The sequence below is a fragment of the Nostoc sp. XA010 genome (assembly GCF_020829625.1).
In the GTDB taxonomy this organism is placed as follows: Bacteria; Cyanobacteriota; Cyanobacteriia; order Cyanobacteriales; family Nostocaceae; genus Nostoc.
The window spans coordinates 376745-389013 of record NZ_JAIVFX010000004.1; the positions used below are offsets into that span (position 1 = coordinate 376745).

The following is a 12269-nucleotide window of genomic DNA, read 5'->3' on the forward strand; positions in this document are numbered from 1 at the left end:
AATGACTAATGACCAATGACGAATGACTCTTTGGTTGTATATGCACGCACCACATTTTTAATGATTTCCAGACCGACTTCTCCCGCTAGAGTCATGATTGACTCTGGATGAAACTGAACGGCGGCGATGGGAAGTGTCTGATGTTCAATGCCCATAATTACGTCGTCATCAGAAATCGCTGTTACCTTAAGTTCTTTTGGCAAACTTTGCGGTAGGGCAAACAATGAGTGATATCTACCGACTGGAAAAGATTGTGGTAAATTTTTGAAGGTAACAGAATTAGAATCGGTGACGAAAATCCTTGAGGATTTACCATGTTGGGGATAGTTGAGGACTCCCAATTCTCCATCAAATGCTTCAACAATGCCTTGCAGTCCCAGACAAACCCCGAAAATAGGAATTTTGCGATGAAGAAGGGCGCCGACTGTCTGAGGAACCCGAAAATCACTTGGTCTACCAGGGCCAGGAGATAAAACAACTAAGTCAGGGCGTTCTGTATCGAATAGCGATTCCGAGAAACCATGACGTAGTGTAGTAACACTTGCACCAGTTTGGCGAATGTAATTGGCTAGGGTATGAACAAATGAGTCTTCATAGTCTATTAGTAAGATGCGTTTGCCAGATGCCGCACTTGGAAGGATTTTAGTTGATTTTATGGAACTGGATTCATCAATTTTCTGAGTGGTTTGCTTTACACGACGAATCGTCTCAAATAAAGCAGCAGCTTTGGTAATTGTTTCTTGTTCTTCTGCTTGGGGTATGGAGTCATAAAGGACAGTAGCGCCAACTCGCACTTCGGCGATGCAGTCTTTTAATCGGATTGTCCGCAGAATTAATCCAGTATTTAAATTCCCATTGAAATTTAAATAACCAACTGCTCCACCATACCAACGTCGGGCGCTACGTTCATGCTGTTCAATAAAATCTATTGCGGCTCTTTTAGGTGCGCCGGTGACTGTAACCGCCCATGTATGCGAGAGAAAGGCATCTAAGGCATCAAATTGCGATCGCAGTGTCCCTTCAACATGATCTACTGTATGAATCAGGTGGCTGTATAATTCTATTTGACGACGACCAATGACTTGTACTGAACCAGGCTCGCAGATTCGGGATTTGTCATTGCGATCGACATCAGTACACATGGTCAACTCAGCTTCATCTTTATGAGAGTTGAGTAACTGACGAATTTGCACGGCATCGTCAAGAGCATCTTGTCCCCGACTAATAGTGCCACTAATAGGGCAAGTTTCTACCCGTCTACCTTCAACCCGCACAAACATTTCTGGAGATGCGCCAATCAGATATTCTCCACCTAGATTAAAAATAAACCCATAAGGGCTAGGATTTATTTCTTTTAAAGTGTTAAATAGTTTGCTGGGTTCATCTTCATAGCCCTCAAAAAAGTTTTGACTAGGAACTACTTCAAATAAATCGCCTCGGCGGAAATAATCGAGCGCACCTTCAACTTTTTTGGCATACTCGCCTACTTTATGGTCAGCAGTTTGATTTGGCTGAAGATGTTTTCCGTGATAGTCTATAGACTCACCTGTTCGAGGAAGATCATTAGTGCTGCCATGCGCTGTTTCAAATTCATATTGTAAACGAAATGCGCGTTGCTGATAGTAATCGACAACTATCAAGTCATCAGGCAGATAAAGCACTAAATCTCGCTGATCTGTAGGACGTTCAAGACGTTGGGTAATTGGTTCAAACTGAAAAACTAAGTCATAACCAAATGCACCATACAATCCTAAATGTTCGTCTTCTTGACTAGAGAAAGTGTATAAAACTTCGCGGACAACTGTAAATGCTGAAGGTTGTTTACTGCGTTCTTCTTCAGCAAATAGTTTTTTTGTCGGTTTAACAAAGCCTACAAGATTGTTATTATCTAGGGTAACTTTCTCAAGTTGTATTGAGTTAGATAAGCGCTCTAAAAGTAATGGTAAAAGCACCCGACCGCGTTCATTCAATGCTATCAAAGTAAAAGCATTGTCTTGTGTAGTCAATTCCAATGGTGGATTGACAAATCCGATCGCCCATCTTTTGTATCTGCCTGGATATTCGTAGCTGCTCCTTAACAAACCTCCACGCTGAGAATTTAAGCGGAATAGAATGTCTTCGAGAGCAGTGTCCATCTTAACTTCTGTGATGGAGCGAGAAACAAGTACACCGCCAAGGGTTTTGTATGAACGGGAATCAAAAATCATAGGGAATCTCTCTGGAAGAGTTATTAGTCAAGAGCCATTAATCATTATTGATAACTATCTTCAAATTAAAAACAAATCCAGATAATCCGATGTCAATTTAATTCAAACTATCTAAATTTGCGTATTCTTTTAAAAGATGTAATGAAAAACTTTTTTGCTTCTTATGTAAGAATACTAGATATTAAGCAGCTAATACATTGAATAATTTTTAGATTAGGTGTCAATTTATTCGCTTTTTATACTGCTTTTCTAGTACATTTCCTGATAGCCATATTTAAAAATAACCGCCTCCCTCAAAAGTAGTAGATCCTTTTACAACCTCAGCGTAGCTCCGCGTCCCTCTGCGTTTAAAATCCAACCCTAAAACTCCCGCAACAGCGATATTGCTTGCCTATACAAAAACAAATCCACCTCATGAACCTCAATTCCTTTTCCAATTCGTTGTAACAGCATCAAAGTCAACTCTCCACCCAAATGTTCGCGGAACTCAGTTAAACCCCGGAACAAACAATTAGGATGTTCCAGTTGTGATAACTTCTCAACCAGTTCTGGCACATACAACGTGAAACCCAACGCCGATAAAGTACTTAATATCCTTTGCCATTGTGAGCAATCCAGCAATCCTACCAAATAGGAATAAGTGCTATCCAAAGCAATACCGATCGCAACTGCTTCGCCATGACGCAAGCGATAATTTGTCAAATGCTCCAGTTTATGAGCCGCCCAATGTCCAAAATCCAGGGGACGAGACGAACCCATTTCAAAAGGATCGCCGCTATTGGCAATATGTTCTAGGTGCAACTGGGCGCAACGATAGATAACCTGTTGCATAGTATCCATGTCTCGCCGTGCAAGGGCTGCGCTGTGAGAGTGGATATAATCAAAAAAGCTAGCATCCTTAATCAGCGCCACTTTCACTGCTTCTGCGATTCCAGAACGCCAATCGCGATCGTCTAAGCTTGTCAAAAAGGCAGAATCGTTTATAACTGCATAAGGTGGCGCAAATGTGCCAAGAAAGTTCTTTTTACCAAAGGCGTTGATGCCATTTTTTACGCCAACCCCGGAATCATTTTGTGCTAATACCGTCGTCGGAACCCGAATCAAACGAATACCCCGGTGAGCAGTTGCGGCTGCATATCCAACCAAATCCAACACAGCCCCGCCCCCGATCGCTAACACATAACAATGGCGACACAATCCGGCTGCTTCAATCTGTTGGTGGATTTGATCTACTAAATTGCGATCGTTTTTAGCAGCTTCTCCTCCCGAAATTATCATTGGTTCGGCTGCGATCGCTACTATCTCTGCATAAAAATTGGTATACGCTACTAATTGCTTAACCAATTCCGGTTGATGTTGTAATATTCCTGCGTCTACTATCGCTACAACTTTCTTCGGCTTTGTCTCCCCATCTGCTGTAATTACTTGGGCTAAGGTGGGGTTTTTTAACTCAAATAAATTTTTGGTAAAGTAAACCTCGTAGTTAAAAGTTACCGAAACACGTTGATGAATTGGTTGCAGACTGAATCTACTTTTTTGCTTAATGTCAACTACCATGTTTTTGCTTATCTTATATATTTACAAGTGTGGCACGATTCAAAGCTTGAAGAAAAATGTCTACCGAGTGAGAACCATTGATCTTGACTTTATTATTGATGATGAAAAACGGTACGCTATTGATGCCATTCGGCCGAGCAAATATTGATTCCGCTACGAAAGCTTTAATCGCAGCATCATCGCTCAATTGCTGGCGTAATTCCCTAGAATCCATTTGGTAAGCTCTACCTATGGCAATCAAAACTTCAATATCTCCGATGTTCAAACCGTCTTCAAAATAAGCTTTATAAATGGCTTCTACAACATCGTTTTTTACCTTTGCTGGCGCAAGTGTAATCAGTCGGTGCGAAAGCTTAGTATTGACAGCCAAACGGATTTTGTCAAAATTTAGCTTGACTCCAGCCATCTCACCTGCATATTGCGTAGAATCAAACAGATATTGCAGTTCTTGCGCTTTTATGCCTTTTCTATTTTGCATAAAACTGTGAAATTCGTACCCGTCAGCAGGAATGGTATTGTCAAGAATAAAGGGATGCCACCGGATATCTACTTCTTCTTCTTGCCATTTTGCTAATGCATCAAACAGATGCTTTTTACCAATTCTGCACCAGGGACAAACGGGATCGTGAAAGATGTCTATCAGCATAGTTTTTGTAATTCAAATGCTAATATTTGTGTGCATTTGTGGTTTAAAATCTCGTTGAACTGTTGTATTTAAAGGCTGAAGAAAAGCATTGGTTTTTTCTTCAAAAAAGCTTTGAGTAGTTTCAAATTCCTGAATTAGTGCGTCTCTATCTTTCCTTGCTACCAATCTTGCTAAACGGCTGTAAGTCTTAGCTAAAAAGCTAATTGCATTACACCGTTCTTCTGTAGCTAGCATAATATCAACACATAAATTAGGATTCTGGGAAAATAAACGTTTAACAATGTCAATTTCTTGACGATAGTTGGGTGTTGACATTGTTAAGCTCTGCTTTATATCTACTTTTACTTGTGCTAAGAAAACACCAAGACTAAATCTACAAAAATGTTGCGTTGCTTGAATAATCACCATCATTTGATCGTGTTCTTCAGGCGTGCAAACAATTAATTCTCCACCTTTACTTTTGATAAAGTCTAATAACCACTGAAATGAATCATCGTTTCGACCTGGGCACACTACCACCTTTTGCCCCAAAAACGATTTGATATTTGGCCCAAACATTGGATGTAAACCCATGACTGGGCCGGAATGATGTTCGAGCATCGCCTGAGTTGGCTGAGTTTTTACGCTCGTGATGTCACACAAAGCTGTATTGGGGCCAAGGTATTTCGCTGCACGTTTGATAACATCAACTGTATATTCAATGGGAACGCTTACTAATACTAATTCTGCCTGACTTAACAATTTATCTGCGTATTCCCAATCTTCATGTTCGAGAACGCTAACATTATGGCCTACAAGCGAAAGCTGCTCTTTAAATAATCTTCCCATCCTGCCGCGTCCCCCGATGATGGTAATTTGTCGGGAACTGACATGATTTGTTGCAGATTTAGGAATTAGAGTAGCATGACAAGTATTTACTATACTTGCCCAAACAGACTCAGGAATACCAGCTTGAGCGAGTAGGGGAGCCACATCAGCCAGTTGTTCATCTAAAGAAGGTTGTTCTGATGCTGCTAATAATGATATGCGATCGCTAAGTAGGGCGATCAAGCTTTGGTCAGTTTTTTTAAGCTGATCTGAATAAGAGGATTTTAAAGGCATTTTTCCCGTCCCCAATTTTCATATATCAACAAGTGATTCCTTAGAAGTCAATTCGGGCAAGAGATCCAAATTTGTTGCTTTTTTGGCGATCGCATCCGAAAATAACTCTTCATACTGATCTAGCGCTTGCTCAAAGGAATAGTTTTCTACCGCAAACTTTCTTCCTTCACGCCCTAATTTCGCTGCTAATTCCGGCTGATTATATAAATCCAATACTGCCGCAGCCAAAGCATCTGCTGACTCAGGCTCAACGATAATACCGCCACCACTTTTTTTGATAGCTTTGGCAGCAGTCCCAGTTGCGGGAACTGAACCGATAATTGGGCGACCACTAGCTAACAGCAGTGGTATTTTAGAAGGCATATTGAAAGAAATCACATTGCTCTTTTGCACAATCAACCCGACATCTGCGGCTGCTAACATTTGTGGTAGTTTTTCTCGTGGTTGCAATGGTAGGAGCAAAACATTATCTGCACCACAAGCAAGACAATGTTTTTGCAACCTTTCGAGAGCTTGAGATTCACCTGCGATCGCAAAGACAATATCATTAATATGACGCAAGCGAGATGCTGCTTCTATTACTGTCTCCAAACCTTGGGTCAGAGCAATATTACCTGAATAAAGCACTACAAATTTACCATCGAGTTGATGGGTAGCTCTCCAGGAGTTATTCTCCTTCGGTAAAGGGCGGATAAAATTTAGATTCACCCAATTTGGAATGCAGGCAATTTTATTAGCCGGTACACCTTTATTTATTAAATTATCTATAAAGCCATCGGCAATCACGCTAATCGTATGTGCAGTTCGGTAGGCAAATTTTTCTAAAGCTTCCAGAGCTTGAATCATCAACTTATTTTTAATAAGCCCAACACGCACAGCAGCTTCCGGGAGGATATCTTGCACATTCAGCACTACTGGGCAATTATATAGCCAAGCTATTAAGGTTGCAGGTAAACAAACTAGTAACGGCGGCACTGTTAAGAGTATTACATCAGGTCGCTCACCCTTAAGGGCTTGTGGCAAACTCGTAAAAACAAAGCTCAACTCTAGCAGTAACCTGTCTATAAGGTTAGGTTTAGACTTAATCCGCAGGTAACTACGCTGAATTTTTACACCATTTTTATGTTCAGTAACGTATAACTTCCCTCGATACCCATCGTAAATCTGACGCTGAGGATAGTTAGGCATACCTGTGATTACCCGCACTTGATGCCCTCGCTTCACCAGCCCTTCTGCTAGTTCAGTCATCAAAGGTGCAATACCAATTGGTTCTGGATGATAATTGTATGAATAAATCAGAATTTGCATGAACTCTTAATGTCCTGAAAGCACCTTGATAATGTTGGCCTTATTGTGTTATCCAGCTTTTATCTCCCTTGTTCCAGATTTAATAACCTGAAATTTTCTTACAAACTTTCGTAGGGTATGTTACCGCCGAGAGTACGGTATCGAATTTATTGAGATGGTGCGTTAGCCAAGGGCATAACGCACCCGACGAAACTGTTACTCAAGCATCAGAACTCAGCACTATTTTTGCAGTTACTTCTCTAAACTGAAGATTGGCTTTTGTTGTCCACGTTTCCGCAATGTGACGGTGACAGCAGCAAGTCCGAGTAATGCTAAACTCAATGCTGAACTAGGTTCAGGTACTTTAGTTGTGTCTTCTACGTTTAGCACTTGGACGCGACCTTGGAAGAAATCGCCCACATAAAGCTTGCCATCTTTGAGGCTTGTACCACCCGTCCAGTTAAATCTGCCTGGTGTGAGGTCGAGGGGGTTGCCAAAAGGAGGGCCAGTTAATGCTGGAGGCGGTACAGGGTTACCTGATGCATCTAGGGCTGGTTGACCGAAGGAAGTCAAAAAGTTACCGTTTTTATCGAATACCTGAACGCGGCTATTGATAGAATCAGCTACATAAACATTCTCTTCCTCGTCCACTTCGATGCCAATTGGCTGAAGAAGCTGTCCAGGTCCGCTACCTGCTGAACCAAATGCCAACAGAGGGTTACCATTTGGATCGAGTACTTGAACGCGATTGTTATACTGGTCAGCTACAAAGATATTTCCACTAACGGGGGAAATTCTTACACCTGCTACACCTTGGAATTGCCCAGGTGCAGTGCCAACAGTACCACCAATGACACCAATTGGCTGTCCGTCTGGTGTGAATTTAAGGATTCTTTCGCCGTTAAAATCACCTACGTAAACGTTGCCAGTTTTGTCAAATGTCAAACCAGATGGTCCAAAGAAAAACCTACCCTCTACCAGAGGGGTAAAATCCCCATTTGCAAAGGATCTAATAAAATTACCCTGAGAATCGAATTGATTGATGCGGTTGTTGTAAACATCACCTGAATACAGATCCCCTGTTACGGGATTAAAGTCTACAGTTGTTGGCTCGTCAAACTGCCCAGGCCCTGTGCCGCCAGAGCCAATTGCTCCAATATACTGACCTGTTGGACTAAATTTTTCAATTTTGTTACCAAGGTTGTAGTTAGGAGTACCATCCGCCGGGTTAATACCGCGTCCGTTAGCTATGAGAGTATTCCCTTGGCTATCCACCGCTATGCCTTGGGGAACAAACAGTTCTCCAGGGCCGAAGCCAGGACTACCGATACTTCTGTCGTAAGTTAATGTTACAGCATTGGCTTGGGCTGCCGTTGCCAGCACCATGAATCCAGTACCGAGAATACCGATTGAGAAATTTTTGACTAATCCCATAAGTTTGAAGTCCTGGTTGTAGGAGTGTATACTCTTTCCTAGACTAATATTCGTTCCCAGTCCTAGTTCGGGAACCCTAATATTTGGGCTGCTGCCTCCTGTTTAAAATGCAACTTTCTGTGTGAGGCAGCAGCCTATTCTCTAACTATTACCTGACACCAGGTAAAGAGGAATTAGACAGTCTCTGCTTTGGGTAGCAATTCACCCAACTTGTGTTGGCGTTTGCGCTTGGCGATCGCACCAGTTGCGCCTACACTAGCAAGTGCTAATAAGCCAAGTATTGAAGTAGGTTCAGGGACTTTTTGTGTAACAAGACCATCCACCCGAACAACCTGCCCGTTTTCTGGACCGACGCCACGGTTGGTAATATAAATCTTGCCGTCAGGGCCAATATCTATTCCATCAGCTGAACCTAGCCCTTCGCCTGCTGCAACGAGTGTTGTGCGAGTGCCATCAGGAGCAACTTGGATGAGAGAACCAGGTAGATTTGTGATGTCACCGTTTAACTGGGACTCGTCACTGAACTGTAAGACCAGCAAATTGCCTTTCTCATCAAAAGTCAGGTCGGTGATGTGCGTAAACCCATCTAGAAAAACCTCTGGCTTTCCATCCTCGCCAATGCGGAAAATCCGTGATTCATTTTCTGGATAAGGAAAGCCCGTATATTCACCAACGTAGAAAGCTCCATCGGGACCAATTGCGCCACCTGTTGGTACTGATTGAAGCGCTACTTGTCCTCCAGGAAGTAGTTCTATTAGTCCTGGAAGTAATTCTACTAGGTCTGGAGGTAACTCTTGCCCTGGTGGCGCAGATGGCAACACTGAGGCACTAGCGATTTTCTTAGGAATTGCGATCGCTTCAGAGTCACTGCCATCAAGTTTAATTCTGTAAGCAGCGTTTCCACCTCCATCAACGACATAAGCAGTATCGCCATCGATAGTCAGATCGTAGGGATTGGTAACTACATCTTGACCATCTGGATTGTTGGTAATTTCATACTTGCCAAAGTCGAAAATACTGTTGAGAGAGCCGGTATTCAGGTCAACTTTGTATAGTTGTGCTAAGTTCGAGGCATTCAAAACTTTATCGGGTGCGGATGGCGGAAAAACTTTAAGTTGCGTTTCTGGGAGAGAGGATTTAGAACCAAGTTCAAGTGTTTCTTTATCGCGGTTTCCAGGATATCCAGCAAACCCAGTTAAAAGATAAGCATTTCCCAAAGAGTCGAATTGCAGGTCTTGAATACCAGCTCCTTGGTTGCCGGAGGGTTGTTCTGCGACAGACTGAAAGTTAGTGAGTAAACGCGTTTTGGTACCGTCTGGTGAGACTTTAACGAGTGAACCAGTATTGCCTGCACAAAGAGGCTGAAATATTGCACTTGGAGATGGCTGGCAATTCCCGTTTCCTCCTATACCTGGCTCTGCTACGTATAGACTTCCATCAGGGCCAAAGCTATTAGCCCGTGCATTACTGATTCCATCGACAATAGTTGTTAGTGTTGCAGCTTGTGCAGATGGCGTTCCACACATAGCAGCAAAACAAAATGTAAGAGATGTAAGAGCAAATGACTTGAGTTTCATACCTTTGGAGATTGAGAATTAAATAAGTGGAAACTTTTATGGTTTTAAAGACAAGGAATCCCAGTCTTTGAGGAACTTAGGATTGGTTTGAAACTCTTTACTTGAGCGCCACGGCTCCATTTATGGGAGGTTTCGTGGCTCTCCTTTTGTGCAAGCAACCAACGCCAAAGGCAGCGATCGCTAATACACCTAAAGCAGAACTCGGTTCAGGGACAGACTTGATATTTTCAATTCTGAGAACTTGTCCAAGTCCAGGGCGATCGCCTCGGTTTGTCACGTATACTGCACCATCAGCACCAATAGTCATGGCGCTAGGCGACTCTAATCCATTCCCACTCATAAGAGTTGTGCGTGTCCCATCGGCAGCCATTTTGATGACAGAACCATCAAAATCACCCTTCCAAGCTGACTGATTGGCGTACTGCAAAGCATACAAATTGCCCTCAGTATCAAATTCCAAGTCTGTGAGTTGGGTAAAACCATCGGCATATACTGTTGGTTTTCCATCAGCACCGACTCGATAGATTTTTGCCCCACCTTCAGGAAAGGGGAAACCTGTAAATTGGCTGACATAATAAGCGCCATCAGGGCCTTTGGTCACACTTGAGGGTACTGGTTGAGTTGCAAACTGCGATTGCACCACTTCACCTTGGGATGGAACCTGTGCTGGTTCATTGGATGGTGTACCGGAGGGTGGAAAGACGGGATTAGTTAATATGTCTTGGGGAAACGCAACTATCGCCTGCAAATTTTTGCCATCAGTCTTAACGCTGAGTAAGTTGTTTGCACCTGCATCAACTGCAACTAACTTATTGCCATCTATTACGAAACCCAAGGGATTGCTACCGACATCACCACCATCGGGATTGTTGGCGAGCTCATAGTTAGCTAAATCGGCAACACTCTTCCAGGAATTGGTATTAAAGTCGGGAGCAATGATTTTACCGAGGTCAGTGTTACCTAAATTGCGATCGCGAAAGGCTGGATTAGCCCCATACCCAATTAGAACATAAGGTTTACCTTGAGCATCAAATTTGATATCACGAGGCCCGGCGGCTCCAGTACCATCTGGTAATGCTAAGGAAGGAAGTCCTGTAAGTATGCGTTCGGTTTTACCATTCTCAATTTTGGTAACTGCCCCACTTGTGCCATAGCATAAAGAATCACCTTGACCGCTTGCTGGTGGAACACAACCTCCGCTTCCCCCTATTCCCGCCTCTGTAACATAGAGATTACCATCAGGGCTAAAGCTCAGACCACCGGCGTTATATAGACCGTCGGCGATTACTGAAAAGGATGCAGCTGAGGCAGCTTTGATTCCAGAAAAACTGGCAACACAAAAAGTGAGGATAGTAATGGTAAGTTGTTTCAGTTTCATGTGTTGCAATACAGCTAATCGTGGGAAATTTAGGGGTGAATTTTAAACGCAGAGTAACGCTGAGGGAAGCGCAGAGGGGCGCTGAGGTTTTAGTGGGTAACTAGTGCTTCTGGAGTTTTTGGTAGATAGCTCATTCCTCGGTCAAATGATTGGAGGTTGCCAGCTTTGGCTTCTAGTAAACGTTTGATGTTCATGCTCTCAGCGCCAAAGTCTTCAATTTGAAGTTTGCCGTGGGTGACGGTTCCATCTGTTTTCCAGAATGTGATTCGATGTAGGATAAAACCTGAAGCTTCGGGGTCAGCGAATGCATAAGCGGTTGGGATGAGTAACGCTACAGAACGCTGATAATATTCGTAGTCTGGATAAAAATGTTCCTGTTCAAGCAAGTAGTATTTGCTCAGACTATGAACCCGCACGGAAACTTTTACTTTCTGGTCATATTCATCTTTGAATTCACCTGAATCAGAAGTAATATCACCATTTGGTCGCAGTAAGTGTGCCCACTCATCTATGTTCCGTAGGTCTTTTAAGTATTCAATGCCGATTTCAATTGGGGCATCAACATAGATGGTGTCAGTATCGATAAAGTGGCTACCTTTGGCTGCTGAAGTCAGACCAGCTTTGCGTTCCAAATTACCTTTGAGAGAACGACACTCGGAAGTATGTACCGTGTGAATTCCCTGCATAATCATCTGAGTTTGTCGTTTTGGATCGACAAAGCTCAACCAATGAAAGTATACGCCTTTTTCATCTGTTCCCGGCTCGATGTAATCGGTGGGAAACAGCAAAACAGGGTAAACCTGATAATATTTCTGATACTCTAATCCACAGTGCCACTCAATACCGTAGAAAAGCGGATTTTCTAGTTTTTTAACATGATAATAGAGATTTTTATGATAGCCAGACGCAGTTCCGAGCCAAGTATCTTCGTCAACTTGCTCTTTCATCCGGCTATAAAGCGTCCATTCGTCTAAGTTTTTTAAACTACAAAGGTACTCAAAGGCGCTCTCTGGTGAAGTAGCAATGTAAGCTGAGGTTGCAAAGGTATTCTTTTCCACTTATTACTCCTTAAGATAATAATC

The 12269-nt window shown here is 42.8% G+C and carries 9 protein-coding genes; all 9 read right to left on the reverse strand.

Features of this window, described 5'->3' with window-relative positions; translation table 11 throughout:
* Window positions 1–5: 5 nt before the first annotated feature.
* Window positions 6–2207: an anthranilate synthase gene (locus tag LC608_RS09005; RefSeq protein WP_229553198.1), complete on the reverse strand. Its 2202-nt coding sequence runs from the start codon at window positions 2205–2207 to the stop codon at window positions 6–8.
* A 360-nt stretch (window positions 2208–2567) separates the two neighbouring features.
* Complete coding sequence (locus LC608_RS09010; protein WP_229553199.1) at window positions 2568–3764, reverse strand: 3-dehydroquinate synthase; 1197 nt, start codon at window positions 3762–3764, stop codon at window positions 2568–2570.
* A gap of 13 nt (window positions 3765–3777) precedes the next feature.
* Window positions 3778–4410 (reverse strand): DsbA family oxidoreductase, encoded by a 633-nt coding sequence (locus LC608_RS09015; RefSeq protein WP_229553200.1) that lies wholly within the window; start codon window positions 4408–4410, stop codon window positions 3778–3780.
* Between the two features lie 12 nt (window positions 4411–4422).
* On the reverse strand, window positions 4423–5511 hold the full coding sequence (gene tyrA, locus LC608_RS09020) for a bifunctional chorismate mutase/prephenate dehydrogenase (protein WP_229553201.1): 1089 nt from the start codon (window positions 5509–5511) through the stop codon (window positions 4423–4425).
* 18 nt (window positions 5512–5529) lie between these two features.
* Window positions 5530–6819, reverse strand: a complete 1290-nt coding sequence (locus LC608_RS09025) for a glycosyltransferase family 4 protein (RefSeq protein WP_229553202.1) — start codon at window positions 6817–6819, stop codon at window positions 5530–5532.
* A gap of 231 nt (window positions 6820–7050) precedes the next feature.
* Entirely contained in the window at window positions 7051–8232 is a 1182-nt protein-coding gene (gene scyF / locus LC608_RS09030) for a scytonemin biosynthesis PEP-CTERM protein ScyF (RefSeq protein WP_229553203.1), read from the reverse strand.
* A 173-nt stretch (window positions 8233–8405) separates the two neighbouring features.
* Window positions 8406–9809: a ScyD/ScyE family protein gene (locus tag LC608_RS09035; RefSeq protein WP_229553204.1), complete on the reverse strand. Its 1404-nt coding sequence runs from the start codon at window positions 9807–9809 to the stop codon at window positions 8406–8408.
* A gap of 97 nt (window positions 9810–9906) precedes the next feature.
* Complete coding sequence (locus LC608_RS09040; RefSeq protein ID WP_229553205.1) at window positions 9907–11187, reverse strand: ScyD/ScyE family protein; 1281 nt, start codon at window positions 11185–11187, stop codon at window positions 9907–9909.
* 89 nt (window positions 11188–11276) lie between these two features.
* Complete coding sequence (scyC, locus tag LC608_RS09045; protein WP_229553206.1) at window positions 11277–12245, reverse strand: scytonemin biosynthesis cyclase/decarboxylase ScyC; 969 nt, start codon at window positions 12243–12245, stop codon at window positions 11277–11279.
* Window positions 12246–12269 lie beyond the last annotated feature (24 nt).